We start from the raw sequence: 18,578 nt of genomic DNA on the forward strand, positions 1-18,578 counted from the left end.
TTCAATTGTGAAATTATGATGACATTAGCAAAAGTCATCCTATAAGATAGTTCATGAATGCTAACGATCTCCTTATCGAACTCCGGAAGTTTGTTCTTCTAAAATCTGGTTTGAGAAATATCGACCCTGCCCATTGTAAGATAATTTCTGAGTATGTATATCAGGAAACCAAGAATTATGTAAGTGAAACAACGATCAAACGTTTTTTTGGCTTTGCAAACACCTTACATAAATTTTCTTTGTTCACTTTAAACAGCCTTTCGCAGTATGTTGGTTATAACGATTGGGATGCATTCTGTAAGGATAAGGAAAACCAAACCAGCTCAGCTCAAAGTATCTGGCAGGATTTAAAGTTAAAGGCATATGCCATTACAGAAGTGTCATTAATTGCCAAGAAAAATAATTCCGGGGTTCCATTTACGAGCACCGCCAACAGGAGTTTTTTTTATCCGGATTTTGATTATTTCTTAAAGAACAACTACCAGTTTACAACAATAAGCTCACAGCCGGGGCAAGGAAAATCAATACTTCTTGCCCATATGGTCGAGTATTTTTTCTTTTCAGAAAATGCCCTTTACAAAAACGATATCGTTTTATTGATTAATTCTACCAGTCTTAATACCATTATCCAAAACAGCGATACATTAAAAGAGTGGTTTTTAAAAGAATTTAAATTCGGAAGCCTTAGTGAGTTAATCAGTTTTTTCAAAAAAAATCCCGAAAAGCGCGAAGGTCGTTTTGTTATTATTGTTGATGGTATTGACGAGCATCTGGCCAAAAACAATTATTTTAAAATATTTATCGATTTTCTATATAGCATAGAAGAAAACAATTTTGTTAAGCTGGTATTTGGTATGCGGACAGATACCTGGATTAACATTCAGCCGGCCATTTATAGTTCGGCATCTTTAACAAAAGCCTGGTACACGGGTTTATTTTACGATGAGGAAACGCTAAGTAATGTACCATCGTTAAATGTTGATGAGATACTCTACACGTTAAGCCATTTAGAAAATAAAATTATCAATCGTGCTGACGTAAGTCCCTCACTTTTAACGCAGTTTAAAACGCCTTTTTGGTTACAGGTTTATTTCAAACTCAAAGACGAAAATCAGCAGCTTGAGCTGAACAATCCATTACTATGTTATGAACTAATTAATTATTTTCTGGAAAAGCGTGTATTCCTGGCAAAAAAAAGCACCGAAAAAATATTTTTGCTTAAAAAGATAAGTGATTGCATTTCAGAGGGAAATAAGAAGTTAAGGGTTTCCAAAGAAAAAATATTGAGCTACATTAATTGTTATCCTGATACCTATGAAGAACTTTTAAACGCTGGTATTATCATTGAAGAGAAAAGGTTGAGTACAACCATCCCTACAGAGATCGTTCGCTTTCTGAGTGACGATATTTATACCTATTTTATGTTTATACAGATTACTGATAAATTTGAATATAAACCTGATAAACCTTTTTTTGAGTACATCCTGAAGAGTTTCCGTTGTCAAAGCGCTCAAAGAGACCATATTCTGAACTGGTCGATCAGATTTTGTATCAACCGCAACGAAATTGCTGCTTTAAAAAACATCTTCAAACTGCCGTTCTCCAACCGCGAGAAGAATAATGCTTTCGATTTTATTTGTTATGTATCAAAATATGAGTTAAGCAAGCCTAATGCTAACTTCAACAAGCTGAGTATAGATACCGATTTTATTGATATTATGACTACAGGGCGCACGATGGGCAACCTGTACAAAGAAACCATCAGAACAATATCGAAAAACGTGCTGAACGAGGACATTCAAATTATCCTGCATGTAATAGAATCCAATGTTAATATTATTGATGTTGATAAATTGGCCCTTGCCAATTCAATGCAGTTATTGAAAAGGAATTATAAAAGATTAAACGAACTTTTTCCGATCAATCCTTACGATTTAATACTTTATTTCCATAATAACCTGATTAACAAACCTAATGAGAGCAAAAGCCTGGAAGATAAAATCATAAAACTTTGCCAGCAGATAGATCAGAGTAAACCAAAGAAAAATGAAGAAATCACTTCAGCCGAAATACTTTCTTACCGGTTAGTGTTAATGGTTTTGTTTTCTCAAAAAAGTTATGCAGAATGCCACCGTTTTATTATGGCTATACTGCATAAATATCCGAATATTTTTTACGTCAGATATTCAGTATTCTCTCCTTTTTTGTTGCTTCATTTAGGTCAAACCTATGTTAAGTTAAATTATTTTAAGAAAGCACAGCGTATTATACATTTCGTAGATAAAATTATAAGCAGCGATTATACCTATTATACCAATTTTATATTGGCCAGCTTTAATGTTTTTAAAGCAAACTTTTACAATGCTACACACCATTATGAACAAGCGCTTATAGAAGCCAATACAGGCTTGGCTGTTACCAAAAAGAATAATTTTAAGATGTATGAAATAACCTTACTGTTAAGTAAAATCGAGACCCTGAAACATACCGATGAATCGGAAGAAGTTTCAAATGTAATTAAAGAACTGCTGAACTTTTTAACAGCCCATAAACGGTCCATGCCCGATTATGCTAACTTTAGCAGCCACGAATTTGAGCATACTTTTAAGATCCTAAAATCTTATCGCCGACACCAAAATCTATAATATAGGTATTTAGGCATTTGTTTCGCATCTTTTTATACCGAAGCGCAAGGCCTGTGCTCAATACTAAACTCCCTCCCGTTTTTCGCTTTTACGCTCCGCTGCCTCGTACCTCGTTGTTGCAGGGTAACCGCTCCAACCGGGGCTAAACGGCAAGGGCAGTATTTCATTTTGTGCGGTTGCAGGGGGCCAACCTTTGTTCATAAACCCGACAGTAGCGGCAGCCTCCGGTTTTTCATCGGAGCTATAGCGCATGGCGGGAATGCAGGCCGCCAAGAACCAAAGACCTATAGTTTCCGAACCTTAAAACAAAATTATTTTTTTATCTGGAGCGCAAGGCCTGTGCAAATCACCAAATTTTTCGTCCCGTTTTCCGCTTTTACGCTTCGCTGCCTCGTACCTCGTTGCTGCAGGGTAACCGCTTCAACCGGGGCTAAGTGGCAAGGGCAGTATTTCATTTTGAGCGTTTGCAGGGCGCCAACCTTTGTTCCTAAACCCGACAGTAGCGGCAGCCTCCGGTTTTTCATCGGAGCTATAGCGCATGGCGGGACTGCAGGTCGCAAAGAACCACAGACCTATCGTTTCCGAACCCTAAAACAAAATTATTTTTTGATGAAACGCACACACATGGCAAAACACCGGGATTGCCCCAGTTTTCCGCTTATCATTCCCTGATCCTAAAATTGATCTTTAATTTGAAACCCAGGAACCTTTTAGTCCGTCCCATCAATTCCCTACTATTATTTTATCAAATTGTAAAGCTCATCCAGCTTAGGCGAAAGTACAATCTCTATCCTTCTGTTTTTGCTTCTTCCATCTGCACTTGCGTTAGTGCCCAGGGGCTGAAACTCTCCTTTACCGGTAGCTGTCATCCTTACACTTTCTACCTTCTCATTCTCTGTTAAATAACGCACTACAGAAGTAGCTCTTAATACACTTAAATCCCAGTTATCTTTAATCTGCCCCAGGTTATTTATTTTCTGGTTATCGGTATGGCCTTCAACTGCAATATTAATTTCTGGCTGCTGTTTTAATACATTGGCCAATTGTGTTAAAGCCTGCTTACCTTTTTCATCAATAATAATACTTCCTGATGGAAATAAAAGTTTATCAGTTAGCGAAACATATACCTTACCGTTTTTAATTTCAACCGTTAAACCGCTTTTGGTGAAGCCTAACAGGGCCTGCTGCAATTTTTCTTTGAGCGAGTTGGTTGCTTCATCGCGTTTGCGCAGCACCTCTTCCACCTCTTTCAAACGTTTCTCGCGGGCAGCCAGATCGCCTGATAATTTGGTGATTTCGCTGGAGGAATTACTTTTAAGCTTTTTGTAGTTCGCATCAACAGTATTGTAGCTATTTTGCAGGTCGCGAAGCTCCTCAGCCATCAATGTGGTATCCTTTTTTAATCCTGCCACTTCTTTTTCAAGGTTTTCTATTTTGATCAAACCTTCATTAAAAGCGGTGTAAAGCGAATCTTTAGTCCCTAGTAAAGCTTTATACTTTTTAGGGGATAACACTACGCAAGAAGTTAATGAAGAAATAAAAAGGAGAACGGCAAAAGCAAAAAAGGTATTTTTCATGTTTAAAGTTTCAAGAGTTTAGTTTTTAGTAGCAAGTAGCGGGTATTTAGTAGCAAGTATTTAGTAACAAGTAGCAAGACTGGTAATTAGTTTTTGGTTATTGACAACTGCTAACTGTCTACTGCTCTATCGCATTCCGTAAAAATGCAACTAATGGTTGTATTGTTTTGAAAGAACTTATCAACTTATTAACGAGGTTTGGTTTCAAAAATTCTTCGTCATCGATTTTCTGCGTGGCTTCGAAACTTTTCAGCTTCAAAAATTCGATGTTCGGATCCGCAGGATCATAACCTTTAGGCGCATTTTTAAGGGCATTATCAAATCCCAGTTTAAAATTTTTCTTAAAATCCTTTTCGTTTATAATTTCTTAAAAATCGCCTATATTGTAATCAATCTCCTGCCTGATCAATTTTAAATGCGGTGCATCAGGCATCCAGTAGCCGCCGGCAAGAAAACTCTTTCCTGGCTGGATATGCAGATAATAGCCCGGCTCATTGCCCCCTTTACTTTTTGCCGAAAACCAGATACCGAAGTTATTTTTATAGGGATCTTTATTTTTACTAAAACGCACGTCGCGGTAAATGCGCAACAGGCTTTTTTTAGGATCAGCCTCTGCTGAAAGCAATGGATCTACCTTCGCCAATTCGGGAATAAGCTTACCTACCAATGCCAAAACATCAGCTTTGGCCGCTTCGTACACATCTTTATTAGCAGCGAACCATTCGCGGTTGTTATTTTCCGTAACATCCTTTATAAAATTCAGGGTTTCTTTTTTAAGCATCATTCAGGGTTCATTGGTCATCAGCCATTGGTTTAAATGGCCCCTACATTTATGTTGTTAATCATCGCCAAACGCTTATCACTAAGCGCTAAACCAACAATTAACCGGTTTATACGATTTAAACAATTAACCCATACTACTTATCGTAATACGGCTTGTACTTAATATTTGGCGATAAAACATGAAGCAATATGATCCTGGAATAACGGTAATTAAACGGATACAGTACAAAACAACCAGTAAAAATAACAATCAGGTAAGGCCAGAACGTTTCATCGGTAAGCGGGCCAAAAACCAAATAGGTGAGGAAACTTGCGAAAAGCATTTCAATCACATTCATGGCGTAGCTTACATACATGGCTGCATAAAAGTAACCTGGTTCAATTTCTATCCGTTGTGCACAGTGTCCACAGATTTCTTTGGTGTGCTGAATGTTCCAGCCGTACATACTGCCTGTAAAAATATCTCCCCTGCGGCAATGCGGGCATTTACAATGCACAATGGCATAAAGTTTTGAGGTAGTTTGATCAGCCATGCTTTTAATTTAAATTAAAAGGTTCTTTTTTCATGTTCAGCTGGATATTCTTTTTACGATATTTTTTGTACCACACCACACCCACAATAACAGCCATTAAATAAGGAAGAGATAAAAGATACAATACACCTGTATTTAAGCCGGCAGTTTGTGTATTGCCATTTTTTACACCCTGCTCGGCATTAATGGTACACATGGAACATTGAGCATTAACATTGGCGCTTACAGCAAACGTAATTACCAATACAAACAGGATAAAAATTGCTTTCTTCTTCATGGTTTACAAATATAGGAATAAACGCATGGAGAGGTTTAAAAATTATGTCATAAAAAATCCCGCTGATAAGGCGGGGCTTAAAGTTAGCTTTTCCAATTAATCGATTGTTTTCGGTTCTTCAATTAATTGTTTCTCCCACCAGATAAAAGCGATTAATAAAATGATATTAATCATGATGAGAACATATGACCCTGCAAAAATCCACATCGTTATATTTAAGGAGATTAATAATCCCGGTGAAGTATTAAACTTCTTTGCTTTTTTATAATTAAACTGATAATCTAAAGCTCCTATGATCAAGACAATAACGCCTAAAATAATACCGATCAATTTAGCCTGTGAAGAATATATTTTTAAATCAAACAACATAAAGAGAAGGTGGTTTAAAATAAAAATCAGATAGCTTAACATTTGTCTATAAAGCATGGGAGATGTGATAAAAAATGTAAGGCCCCGACTATTTCGGGGCCTCAGTTAAGATGTTAATTTATTATAAAATAACCAATTTCAGGCTTTCATCAGCATTGGCATAATAACCATTTGGATATGTCGATGTTGCTGCTTTATAAGTTAATTGCTTGAATGTGATGCCATCGACAGTATATTCTTTGAAACCATCAATTCCAGTATCCGTTGGCCTGAACGAATAGTTGTTGCTTCCTGCCAACAAACCGTTAAATACTCCCCAAGTTACCGCGGTAGTTTTACTTGCTGTGACAAAACGGAAGGAATTTGCATTGTAGAAGCGATTAAATGATGTTCTGTAATTGCTTATTAAGGCAGGTATAGTTGCCGCATTTCCAGGTACAGGCACCATAACCAGGGTGGTGTTTCTTTTTCTGCCTTTTAAGATAACAGAATCGGCACTGGCTTTTACCACCAGGAATTCTATATCACCTCCTAAGCCAACATCAGAAGGGCCTTGATTGCCATTCCGTGCGCCTGGTAAAGCAAAGTAATCCAAAACAGAATTATAGGTATCAAAAGTTAATATCGGCCCGGCACCAGGATATACCTTATAAGAACTGGTCACATTCCCTTCTATATAATCAGCCTGAATATTTACATCTATAGCAGAGGTAAAATTCACAAATAAATTAACGCCTCCGTACGGGGCACTAGCGCCTGGAAAATATTGAAAAATCCATCCGTTGGGTTTACTTCTTAAAATAGTTTGCGCATTAGCCACTGACTGATTCAACCGTACGGTTGGGCTTTCGTCGAAAACCCTGTCTTTTTTCTTGTCGCATGCCGCTAAAAACAGAAAACAGATAATAGTTAACAGATAATAGTTTCTTTTCATAATATCTCGATTATAATGAAGTTTGATTAAAATTAGGCAGATCGGCTATACGAGCCTGGATATTTGCCCTTAATACATCCATGTCAATTTTCCATACTGTTAGCATGTAATTTTTCACCAATATCAACTTATTGTTAATGATTGTTCTGCCAGCAGCGGTACTGCCTGTTGCGTTTAACCTGGCATCCCATTGAGCAGCCGATAAGGTTACGTAAAACGAATACAACTCCGCAAAATCTTCTTTGTCAGAACTACTTGCGTAAGGTGAAATGAAACCTGCTGCAATTGCTGCGCCATCATTAGCCCAGGCCGTTACCCAAACATCATCAACATACGAAGTTCCGGAAATTGTTCTAAAACTACTTGGGAAATCGGTAGTTTGGTTTAGGATATGCTGAAACTCATGATGAATAGTGTGAAAATAACTATCAGTTAAAAAGTTTGCATTAACGCCGGTAGTAGCATTCAATCTGTTCACCTCATAAAGTGTAATTTTTCTGGCACCTTCAGCTGTACCCAATATTTTAGTGCCATTATTTCTATAGGCAGCTTCACCGATATAGTTGATCAGTTTAGGAAAATAACCCTTGATAAAAGATTTTCCACCTGTTACAGCATCATAAGGTTCAAAACCTAAATATTTTAACAACTTGGTCATTCTGATTGAGCTTTCATAACTAGCAGGAACCAAGTTATAATTCTGGTCAGATTCTTTATCTACATATTTATACAAAACATCAATATTATAATCTAATACTAAATTACCGTAGATATAATTGTCCAATGCATTTTTTTCGATCGTCGAATCAACAAAAACACTATTTGGATCCAACTTTTCCTTTTTACAGCCGTTAGCTACTAACGTTCCTGCCAAAAGAAATAAATAAATTTTATTAAATTTCATGTCTATCTTGGATTAGAGGTTAAACCAGAAGTGATTACATCTTGAGGCAATTGTATTGCTCTTCTATTATCTCTTACTACTAACTTATTGTTGCTTATTGGACCAGGTACACCGGCAACAATTGTACGTCTGGTAACTTCTATACCATAACGTTTAACATCAAACCAGCGTAAACCAGTAAGTAAGGTCTCTATTCTTCTATAATACAATACAGCCTGAAGCATATTTTCCTGGGTACCAGCTTCAATGGTAAATTCAGCATTGAATTTTTTTCTAGGTGTCGAAGCTGTAGGTGTCGAATAGGCAAATGATGTAGCCCATGCATCAATCCTTTCCTGTGTTACAGGTAGAGATGAGGTAAAAGTATTGCCTACAAAAAGATTAATATCGGCTAAAGCTGCAGTATAATTTTTCAATTGAATATAAGCTTCGGCGCGGGTAAGCAAAGCTTCTTCTAAGGTAAAAGGTGCAAAAACACTATGCGTATAGCCAATACCAGCAACCGGATCGGTATATTCAAATTGATAGGAAACATGCGGCAATAACACTTTATCTAAATTTGCACCAGCATAGCTATAGCTTCGAATGCGGTAACCCGGAGTACCTGTATAATTACCATGAGGTGTATTCTTTATTAAGATTGATTCATTACCCGCAATATAGGCGCCATGAGAGTACCTACTACCAGTATAATAATTACCAAAATTTAATGCCGCAGATGAAACAGGTGTGCTGATCAGAAAATTCGCCTTTATGCCACTTGAGTTATATTCTCTGGTGATATTAGCGAAGGTTGCACTAAAGGTAGAAATGTAAGTATAGTCGCGTAAGTAAGTAGATGGAGAATTGTTGAATGAAGCCGTAGCATAGCTTACCGCTTTAGCCCAATCGCCTTTATAAAGAAACAACCTTGCCGCAAAAGCATTTGCTGCCGATTTGTTAAAATGATATTTAGCAACATTGGAGTTTGAATAAGAGGCATCATTAATCAATGGAATCCCCTCTTCCAGATCTTTAACCATAAAGTCATAAACTTCAGCCACGGTATTGCGTTGATATTTAGGATCAAGGGTAGATTCTGGCTTAGTCATATAAGTTATGCCTAAATCTGTTGCCGATTTTGATGGTGAATAATGTTGCGCAAACATATTTACCAATATAAAATGACCGTATGCCCTTGCCACTAAGGCCTCTCCCCTTTGTGCAGCCAAACTTGCAGGGTTACCTTGCTCATTAATGGCATTTAGGGCGGCATTGGCACTGGCTATTGCGCCATAGCAACCACTCCATAACCTGTCAATACCATCATTATTTGTTTCAGTGATATCTTGCCAGTTAAATGCCTGAGTAGAAAACCGATCGTAGTATGGGTTTGATTCTCCATAATCGTCAACATTATCTGAAGATAATTCAGACACCAACACGTAAGAATTTGTTGGATATGCTGACACCAGCATTTTAGCTATTTTTTCTGTATTATTCAGCTCTGCCCTGTTATCTGGCAATTCATCCAAATATTTCTTACAAGAAGAAAAACCTGAAATAATAATTGCACTAAATGCGAGAAATAAATATTTATTTTTCATTGTAAGTTTCTTTTATTAAAATCCAACCCTTAAAGTTAAAGTATACTGTTTTGCTAGAGGCAATGCTACACCACCTGCATTTACGAACTCAGGATCTTGGCCATTCAGGTTTTTATCCGCATAGATTAACCATAGATTAGTAGCATTTACACGTAATGAAGCGGCATTTAGACCGATTCTCGACAACATTTTCTTATTAAAATCATAAGAAAGTGATATGTCTTTTAAACGAATGAAATCTCCCTTTGCAATATTTGCAGATGAATAATTATAAGAGTTATAAGCAATGCCATAATTACTGTTATTTCTGATATATCTGGTATCCAAAATAACAGGAACGTTTGTTTTTAACTCATCTCCAGGCACAGTCCATGCGTCATAAAATTCTCTTGTACTGGCATCAAGATCGGTATAACCCGTTTTGAAAGCCGGATTTAAGCGCACTACATTCCCATAAGAGTAGGTGACAAAAACATTTAATTTAAATGCTTTGTAGCCGAAGATGTTCCCCAAACTTCCTAAATGGGTAGGTTCGGTAGTTCCTTCGTATTTTAAGAAACCTACATTATCTCTATTTTGAAGATATACTCCTGTCACGGTCTCACTGCCATCACTATTGGTAAAAATTGGCAATCCATCATTTTGTAACCTCACAAAAGGTATGGAGAATAAAGAACGGGCTGGATAGCCTTGTAAACCATAACCCGTACCGGTAATCAAGTCAATAACACGAGCGTTGTTTTCAGAATTAGTTACTTCATTCTGGTTGTGTGTATAGATAAAATTCGCGGTCCAGGAGAAATCGTTCTTTTTAAGTATTGTACCAGCTACACTTACTTCAATACCGCTCGATTTCATATCAGCTACGTTACCATACTTTGTAATCTCACCGCCCAATCCTTGTGTATTGATAATACCGATCAAGTCAAAGTTATTTCTTTTGTACCAGTCTACATCAACTGCTAATCTATTTTTAAAAAGGCTGAAGCTGGTACCAAGGTTTAACTCATGTTTTTTCTCAAAGGTAAGTTCAGAGTTTTCTAAAGTATTGATTTCTAAACCTGTTTCCCTATCAGCAGCAGTTGGTCTCCAAGGATTGTAACTACTGTAAATGGCTTTTGAGTTCGTTACATAACTCGGACCTCTATCAGCTGATAAACCATATGAACCTTTGAATGATAAACTCGAAAACGGCGTATTTAAATTTTGAAAGAATTTTTCTTCCATAACGTTCCACAATCCGGATACACTCCAGGTTGGCAACCATCTTGCTGAAGTCGACCTACCTAATCTGTTACTTCCTTCGTATCTTCCCGTTGCTTTAACAGTATACCTTCTATCGTAAGTATAGGCCACCTCACCGAAGAAAGCAACCTCCTTACTTCTTGTATTACCTACAGTATAGTAATTGGTATTTTCTTCTGAAGCTCGTTTAAATACACGATAATCTGTGAATGGAATTTCACCTAAATCATATTGTAATCCCCAACCTCTAAAGAAATTATTATTTCTATAAATTTCACTTATAGTAGATCCACCAACGATATCGATATTATGCTTATCGGCAAAAGTTTCATTATACTGAGTAATAAAACGGAAATCGTTACTGGTAAGCTTATTATCTACACGGTTGTAAATACCTCCTGAAGGTAGGATTGAGACAGGCACAGCATATAAGATACTTGGATCCGTATACAAATATGGATTGTTGTCCCTAATGATAGTAGTCCCCATTGCCCGGTAGGCCGATGCCTGGTTTGAGCTATCTTTAATATAATGCTGTTGTGATGTTTGGTTGTATCTTGTTGAAGCAAGAAAACTAAAGTTTAAAGTTTTTAGTGCTTTCCAGCTCAATTCTCCTTGAAACTTAACATCAGCTACATTAACATCCATATAATTGTTTTCCAATTCATGCAAGATGTTAAATGGAGCATAGTTTCTGGTATAGAAAGTATTCGGATCCAATGTTCTTGACGTATTTAAAGCGTAAGAATATGGGTTAATATCGAACTGACGACCTACGGTTCCAAAAACCACATCGGTAGATTGGCCTAAGGTTCCCGGAGCTCTCTGATCTCTATATGATCCGTTTGACAAGAGCGTTAATTTTAGGTTATTGCGCAGGTTATATGTAGCATTAAAATTTGCAGTATATCTTTTCACCTTGCTTTGCTTAGTCCAGCCAGGATCGTAAACTGCACTTAGAGATGAATAGTATTGTGCCTTTTCTGTTCCTGATGACATGCTGATGGAGTGATTTTGCATCACGCTATTATTAAATAGCAAATCAAACCAATCCGTATTTCTATATTCTGCCTCTCGTAGATAAGCATTTTTGGCAGCTTCGGTATTTTGAAGTTGACCAGAGTTGATGAGTTGGTACATTTTACCATACACTCCACTGTTTGATGCGTTGGATACGCTCGAATTATTTAACCAACCTCTTTGATCCAGCATCTGATAAACCCCCATTTGTTCCTGAGAATTCATGATGTTAAAGTTATCATAAGAGAACTTAGAGCGAGTGGTCAGTTCTGATACATAATTAAAGCTATTTACGCCGACCCTACCTCTTTTAGTGGTAATTACAATCACACCGCCTTTTCCCTTAGCGCCATAAATTGATGTTGCTGCACCATCTTTTAAGATCTGAAAACTTTCAATATCATTTGAGTTTAAGCCGCCAACAGCAGAGCTAATCAGTGTCAGTGCATCTCCAGAAGATAAATCATCAGAACTGATATCGGCAACATCTTCCAGGATTACTCCATCTACAACCCAAAGTGGTTTTGAACTTCCATAAATAGAACTTGCTCCACGAATTCTAATTTTTGGAGCGGTACCGAATGTACCTGTTGTATTTTGAACGGTTACACCAGCAACACGTCCATCAAGCATCCTGCTCGGATCAGGCAAACCACCTATTTCAGCATCCGATACTTTAACATTTGAAGTAGCACCTGTAAATGTTCTTTTATCCACAGTAGTTCCCATACCTGTTACTACAACTTCATTTAACTGAGCTGCATCTTCTTCCAATGTAACATTAATATTGGTTCTGCCATTTAGTGCTACCTCAATGGTTTGGTAGCCAATGTAGCTAAAAACCAAAGTTGCACGGTCACCTACATTAATGCTATATTCGCCTGCTGAATTTGTTGAGACACCATTTGTTGCCCCCTTCTCTTTTACACTTACACCAGGCAGTTCATTACCATTTTTGTCCCTTACTTTACCCGTTACCCTAACTTGAGAGAAATAATCAACAACCTTACTAAATAACGACTTCTGTACAGGTGTAATCAGGATAGTTTTATCTTCTATTGTATAAGTAAGATCCATTCCTGAAATAATTTTACCCATTACTTCTTCAATGGTTGCATTATTGAAGTTGGCGTTAATTGTTGTGGTACTTTTTATCTTATTTGTAGATAATAATACATCATAACCAGACTGCTGTCTGATTTCCCTGAACATTTTTTCTAATGTTACATTTTTTTCTTTCAATGTAACCAGCTGGCCGAATGAAGCTGCACTTACCTGCATTAACGAGGCCAGCAGAACAACCGTAATTAACTTCATCATGAGTAGCAATTTAGGTATGTAGCGTCGGTGCGTACATAAAATTTCAATATAAATTTTGTACATTTAATAGTCTGTTTTTGGGCGAAGCGCAATGAAGTTTGGACGCTAAAGAGCGATTCGCGGTTATCCAAGAAATAATTTAATTTTGAGTCAGTTCCGTTTTACGGAATAGCTAAACAGATATAAAGGGGTGTTAGAAGCACTCCTTTTTTTATTCAGCCAGCATGTCAGGAGGTTTGTCGAAGTTTATTCATTAATTGTTAGGTTAGGTTGATTAATTTATTAGTTAATTTATTTTTTGAGATCAAGGTTAGTTATGCCTTAATCTTCTTATCGTCATTCTTTATATACAAATAATTTATTGCCTTTAATATCAAATCGCACTTCTCCTGTTTGCTCAAACTTGGTCAACATCTTTGATATTTTTTCGAAACGGTTTACTGTACCGTAATACATTACATTCTTAGCTTCAGGATCAACATATTCTACTTCTACATTATACCAGCGGGCCACCTTGCGTAAAATGCTTACCTGCTTTTCGTTGTTAAACATGAAATAGCCCTTTTTCCAGGCAACTGCTTCATCAACATCTACTTCTTTTACATCCATGCCTAAAAGGGTTACCAGCGATTGCTCTCCAGGTTTAAGCACCTCACTTTCATTGGTGTTTTTATGAGAAACCCGCACACTACCTTCCAATAAAGTAGTTTTGGTAACGCTTTCATCTTTATAGCTATTGATGTTAAAATGAGTACCCAATACCTCAACCGTTTGTTTATCGGTTTCTACAATAAAAGGATGTGTCGCATTTTTAGCTACTTCGAAATAAGCTTCACCATCTAATTTCACTACACGCTGTTTTGCGGTACCAATATTTAATGCGTATTGCAGTGAAGAGGCCGCATTTAGCCAAACTGTAGAACCATCTGGTAATTTGATTTGCCACTCACCTCCGTTTGGCGTAGAAATGGTATTTAACCGATCATCGTTTGTATTTTCAGATTCGGCAATATTATAAACCAGCTGGCCATCGTCCGTTTTGGTGATGGAGAAACCGGCTTCTTTTACGATATCGCCCTTTATTGCATCTGAAAGGGAGATTTTCCTCCCGTCAGCCAAAGTAAGAATAGCTTTATTTTTTCCGGGGGCTATATCCGTAGTAAAAACATGTTCTTTCTTTTTATGCAGAGATATGTAGGCCGTTAAAGAAAATACAACAAATACCACGGCAGCAGCAGCCCATTTTAAACTACTCATTAAAATCCGCTTAGTCGACCGCATTGGCTTATCTACTTTCAGAATTTTATCGAGAACCGGATTCCATTTTTCATCATCAACATTAACGGCATGTTCTTCCTCTGAGATAATCATTTTCACGATTTCGTCAGAAATTAATGACGTGTCGTTTTCTACTAAAACTAAAAGTTCCTCCTTTTCGGTCTGACTTAAGGTCTTAGCAGTAAACTGTTGTAATAGATAATGTATACGGTCTTCCATAAAGATTCTGATACTAAGAAGCAGCAAAAGAAAATTAGGACTATCGGAATATTATTTTTTTCTATTTAATTTTTAAAAAGAAAAAAACAATTGGATAAAAAAATACTATACCATGCTGCTCTAGGTGGGTACGTATAGATTTTAATGCAATTACAAGGGCATTTTTAACTGTATTGGGAGAAATATTAAGTATTTCCGCTATTTCAGGGATAGTTTTACCGTCGCGTCTGCTCAACTGGTATATATTTTTCCTTTGCTCAGGTAATTTATCTATAGCTACTGCAACAATCCTCGTTACCTCATTTAAATTGATGGTTTCTACCGTATTGTTATGACTGTTTAATTGTTTGGCTGTAAATGCATCAACAACACGATCTTCTTTTAATTTTTTACGCAGGTAACTTAAACATTCGTTAGAAACATATTTATACAGATAGGCCTTCACATTATCTACTTCCGACAATTTATCGCGATTTAGCCAGACCCTTAAAAATGCATCCTGAATAATTTCTTCTGCAGCATCATCTGACTTTGTAAATTTAGAGGCAAAAATGTGGAGTACAGGAAGGTATTTAAAGAACAATACAGAAAATGCTTGCTCGTCTCCTTCCACGATTTTATCAATCAGGGCGCGCTCTTTATCCACATTACTTACCGCCATAAATTTGTTTGTTAATTGCCCCGTAATTATACTACAAGACTTAATTGATAGATGAATAGATATGGAAAACTAAATTGATTTAGCTTAACCACAATACAACTTTATAACCAAATATACAGATTAGTAAATTTTGTGCACTAAAAAATGTATTAAAAAAAACAAAAGCCCTACTTTTTACAGTAAGGCTTCACTTGGAGTTTGAAAGTTTCCTAAAGCGATTAGTATTGGTAATAAGGCGAAATCATCAAATAAACCACCACACCAGTTATAGCAACATAAAGCCATAGTGGAAATGTAACCCGTGCAATTTTTCTATGACGATCGAAACGCTCGGCCAAAGCCCTTACATAAGTAACTAAAACCAAAGGAATGATAGCAATTGACAATAATATATGGGTTAACAAAATAAAAAAGTAAAGATATTTTATCGTTCCCTCACCTCCAAATTTAGTTGAGGGTGTAGTCATGTGGTAGGCAATATACATCACCAAAAACAATAAAGAGCAGCCTATGGCTGTTTTCATTAAATTTTGGTGTAGTCGTATCTTTCCATTTTTTATCGCCCAAACGGCAACCACTAACACTATCGCAGTAATTCCGTTAATGGTAGCGTATATTGGTGGCAAAAAAGGCAGGGTAGGCGCATCAATACCGAGATCTTTGAGCTTTACCACAAATAGAAAAGCTACGGCTACCGGTATAAAAATAGAAAGGATAATGATCCACTTGCTATATTTTTTCTCGATCGGACTATTTTCCATGAATATTAAATCTTTTATAATTATTATTTTGCTTTGTGTAGAGCGTTCGAACGCTAAGTCCTAAATACTAATCGCCAACCTTACTATCTGCCATCTTTAACATTTCTTAAGTATTCGGCAATAAGCACTTTTATTTCATCTTCTAATTTGGCATTTGCCTCGGCACTATCAGTATCGTAAATGCCACGTATTCGATGTAGGTTATCGATTAAAACTATTTTATTACTAAATATGAAGCTGTTTTCTCCTTTGGACTCATTGGCTACTACATCAAGTAATAAACCTTGCCTGATCAATGGATAAATTTGCGCGGTATCTCCAGCCAGAAGATCCCATTTACCTTCTTTGGCCTTAAAATTTGCAGCAAAATCTTTCAGCTTATTTACATCTGCAGGATCGACAGACAGACTTATAAATTTAACCAGAGGTTTTTGCTCATAGCCGTCAGATAGTTGCTTGATGTACTTATTCGCCTGCTGGCTTCTGGCCCCGGCATAGAATAAGTTGAGTACTACAATTTTATTCTCAAATGATTTCCAGCTGACGGTATCGTTATGCTGGTTGATAAGTTTAAAATCGGGAACCAGATGATAAATGGTATCCGGAATTTTCTTCCCCTTTACGCTATGAAAGGTAGCAGCTACCGTCTTTTTGCCGAAGATCGGTAAACTCTTATACCTATTTTTTGCAAAGTGTGGCAATAAGTAAAAAAACAAAAATCCCGGTATAGCTAAAATGCTTACCAGGATTAATACCTTTTTTATAGGGCTTCTTTTCATTAATGGCTCATCATGTGGATGTTTAAGAATCCACCTTCAATTAACATCAAAACAATAAAGTAAATAATAAAAATGAACGATACTGTTAGGGCTAACTGTAAGCCTAATTTTTCATATTTTAAGTGCATGAAATAGGCCACAATATAAAATGCTTTTACCAAAGTTAATGCGATATAGATATAGTTACCTACATGTTGCGGAATATGTCCGCCAGGAATTGCCCATAGTGCAATGATAAATTCGATTGCGGTGATTAAAGTTAAAATACCTGCTACTTTCCAGATTTTTGCTTTATCCATTCCAGCATGTTCGCCATGCTCGTGTCCTTCTTCTAAATGCGAATGTTGTGACATGTTAAATATTTTTATAAATTGAAAATTAAACCAAATAGAAGAATGTAAATACAAACACCCATACTAAATCTACAAAGTGCCAGTATAAACCCACTTTTTCAACCATTAAATAATGGCCTCTTTTTTCGAAAGTTCCGTTAATCGTCATAATCAAAATGATCACATTAATCATAACCCCACTAAATACGTGGAAACCGTGGAAACCGGTAATGGTAAAGAATAAGTTTGCAAACTGCTGAGCAGCAACCAAGGAAACAGGCCCATCAAATAAATGTTTCAACTCTTCAGCCGATGGAATAGTTCCCCACCAGAAACCTTCATGGTGCAGGTGACTCCATTCTAAAGCCTGGCAGCCCAGGAACATGAAACCAAAGATAATGGTAGCTACAAGCCATCCGATTACTTCTTTTTTAGCGCGACGGTGTCCAGCCTCAACTGCCATAACCATGGTTACAGAACTTAAGATCAGGATAAAAGTCATGATACCCACGAATACTAATGGAGCACCTGTATCTTTAATACCAGGTATAGACTGGAAAACCAAATCAGGATCTGGCCATGTTAATTTAGAAAAACGCTGAGCGCCGTAGTAGATCAATAAAGATGAAAAAGTAAAAGCATCTGATAAAAGGAAAAACCACATCATGATTTTACCATATTCTACCGACCACGGAGAACGACCACCATTCCATGGCCCGGTTTTAACTTGATCTAATTGTGATACTGCATTCATTTGGAAATAGTATAATAGTTTGTTAACAAATTTAACGGTTCAAAAGTAAAAAAACATACAGATATATCCATAATATATCTATAAAATGCCAAAAAATAGAAGCGATTTCCATTCTATACTGAACTTTGGCAACAGGCAGGCTTTTATAGCTACCGGCTAAAGCACTTATAATAAGGCCAACACCTGCAATAATGTGCAAAAGGTGCATTCCAGATACCACATAAATAAATGATATTGCGGCATTGTTTCCTACCAAAGTTGCTCCGGTTCTCACCATACTTCCCCAGGCATTGAACTGCATCACACCAAAAGCAACAGCTAATATTACGGTAATCCAAAGCATGTTACGCTGTAAGCTAAAATTCAGTTTCTTTAAAGCCCTGGAGGCTAACACCAAGGTAATACTGCTGGCTACAATAACCAAACTCGAATAAATAAAGGCGTCAGGCAATACCAAACCGTGTCCCTTCCCTTTTGAGGCGGCAAATACCAGGTAATAACTGGTAAAACCACCAAACATAATTGTTGATGATACGACAAATAACCAAACGATAAATTTTCTTGGTTTTGGGTCAAACGTATCCTGCATCTTTTCCATTGT

The 18,578-nt window shown here is 36.9% G+C and carries 16 protein-coding genes and 1 pseudogene; 1 reads left to right on the forward strand and 16 read right to left on the reverse strand.

Translation table 11 applies throughout. The annotated features are described in order from the left end of the window. The first annotated feature begins 53 nt into the window (after window positions 1-53). Entirely contained in the window at window positions 54-2,645 is a 2,592-nt protein-coding gene (locus ACFE6N_RS07340; RefSeq protein ID WP_378935186.1) for a hypothetical protein, read from the forward strand. A gap of 737 nt (window positions 2,646-3,382) precedes the next feature. Here ACFE6N_RS07340 and ACFE6N_RS07345 read toward each other — a convergent pair. From ACFE6N_RS07345 to ACFE6N_RS07420, 16 genes and pseudogenes are all read right to left on the reverse strand, one after another. Then, window positions 3,383-4,222, reverse strand: coding sequence for an OmpA family protein (locus tag ACFE6N_RS07345; protein WP_378935188.1), 840 nt, complete (start codon window positions 4,220-4,222; stop codon window positions 3,383-3,385). 118 nt (window positions 4,223-4,340) lie between these two features. Continuing rightward, a pseudogene (locus ACFE6N_RS07350) lies at window positions 4,341-5,006 on the reverse strand (DUF2461 domain-containing protein). Between the two features lie 133 nt (window positions 5,007-5,139). Continuing rightward, complete coding sequence (locus ACFE6N_RS07355; RefSeq protein WP_378935190.1) at window positions 5,140-5,538, reverse strand: DUF983 domain-containing protein; 399 nt, start codon at window positions 5,536-5,538, stop codon at window positions 5,140-5,142. Window positions 5,539-5,542: 4 nt separating this feature from the next. After that, complete coding sequence (locus ACFE6N_RS07360) at window positions 5,543-5,815, reverse strand: hypothetical protein (RefSeq protein WP_090986734.1); 273 nt, start codon at window positions 5,813-5,815, stop codon at window positions 5,543-5,545. Window positions 5,816-5,911: 96 nt separating this feature from the next. After that, window positions 5,912-6,184 carry a hypothetical protein gene (locus tag ACFE6N_RS07365; protein ID WP_378935192.1) on the reverse strand — a complete coding sequence of 91 codons (273 nt, stop codon included), beginning with the start codon at window positions 6,182-6,184 and terminating at the stop codon, window positions 5,912-5,914. A 121-nt stretch (window positions 6,185-6,305) separates the two neighbouring features. Beyond that, entirely contained in the window at window positions 6,306-7,118 is an 813-nt protein-coding gene (locus ACFE6N_RS07370) for a DUF4302 domain-containing protein (RefSeq protein WP_378935194.1), read from the reverse strand. 10 nt (window positions 7,119-7,128) lie between these two features. Further along, window positions 7,129-8,022: a putative zinc-binding metallopeptidase gene (locus ACFE6N_RS07375; protein ID WP_145859360.1), complete on the reverse strand. Its 894-nt coding sequence runs from the start codon at window positions 8,020-8,022 to the stop codon at window positions 7,129-7,131. 2 nt (window positions 8,023-8,024) lie between these two features. Further along, window positions 8,025-9,608, reverse strand: coding sequence for a RagB/SusD family nutrient uptake outer membrane protein (locus tag ACFE6N_RS07380; protein WP_378935196.1), 1,584 nt, complete (start codon window positions 9,606-9,608; stop codon window positions 8,025-8,027). Window positions 9,609-9,623: 15 nt separating this feature from the next. Further along, window positions 9,624-13,193: a SusC/RagA family TonB-linked outer membrane protein gene (locus ACFE6N_RS07385; RefSeq protein ID WP_378935197.1), complete on the reverse strand. Its 3,570-nt coding sequence runs from the start codon at window positions 13,191-13,193 to the stop codon at window positions 9,624-9,626. 336 nt (window positions 13,194-13,529) lie between these two features. Beyond that, complete coding sequence (locus ACFE6N_RS07390) at window positions 13,530-14,690, reverse strand: FecR family protein (RefSeq protein ID WP_378935199.1); 1,161 nt, start codon at window positions 14,688-14,690, stop codon at window positions 13,530-13,532. A 61-nt stretch (window positions 14,691-14,751) separates the two neighbouring features. Further along, complete coding sequence (locus ACFE6N_RS07395; protein WP_378935201.1) at window positions 14,752-15,351, reverse strand: RNA polymerase sigma factor; 600 nt, start codon at window positions 15,349-15,351, stop codon at window positions 14,752-14,754. A gap of 218 nt (window positions 15,352-15,569) precedes the next feature. Beyond that, the gene (locus tag ACFE6N_RS07400; RefSeq protein ID WP_378935203.1) at window positions 15,570-16,112 is read right to left on the reverse strand and encodes a DUF420 domain-containing protein; all 543 of its coding nucleotides are present in this window, start codon (window positions 16,110-16,112) and stop codon (window positions 15,570-15,572) included. Between the two features lie 83 nt (window positions 16,113-16,195). Next, window positions 16,196-16,891: an SCO family protein gene (locus tag ACFE6N_RS07405; RefSeq protein ID WP_378935205.1), complete on the reverse strand. Its 696-nt coding sequence runs from the start codon at window positions 16,889-16,891 to the stop codon at window positions 16,196-16,198. Next, window positions 16,891-17,244, reverse strand: coding sequence for a cytochrome C oxidase subunit IV family protein (locus tag ACFE6N_RS07410; protein WP_090986750.1), 354 nt, complete (start codon window positions 17,242-17,244; stop codon window positions 16,891-16,893). The genes ACFE6N_RS07405 and ACFE6N_RS07410 overlap by 1 nt, the downstream gene beginning before the upstream one ends. 25 nt (window positions 17,245-17,269) lie before the next feature. Continuing rightward, complete coding sequence (locus ACFE6N_RS07415) at window positions 17,270-17,977, reverse strand: cytochrome c oxidase subunit 3 (RefSeq protein WP_025144059.1); 708 nt, start codon at window positions 17,975-17,977, stop codon at window positions 17,270-17,272. Between the two features lie 31 nt (window positions 17,978-18,008). Next, window positions 18,009-18,575: a cytochrome c oxidase subunit 3 gene (locus ACFE6N_RS07420; protein WP_293790242.1), complete on the reverse strand. Its 567-nt coding sequence runs from the start codon at window positions 18,573-18,575 to the stop codon at window positions 18,009-18,011. Between the last annotated feature and the right edge of the window lie 3 nt (window positions 18,576-18,578).

It is taken from the genome of Pedobacter sp. BG31 (assembly GCF_042464845.1).
Classification (GTDB): domain Bacteria; phylum Bacteroidota; class Bacteroidia; order Sphingobacteriales; family Sphingobacteriaceae; genus Pedobacter; species Pedobacter suwonensis.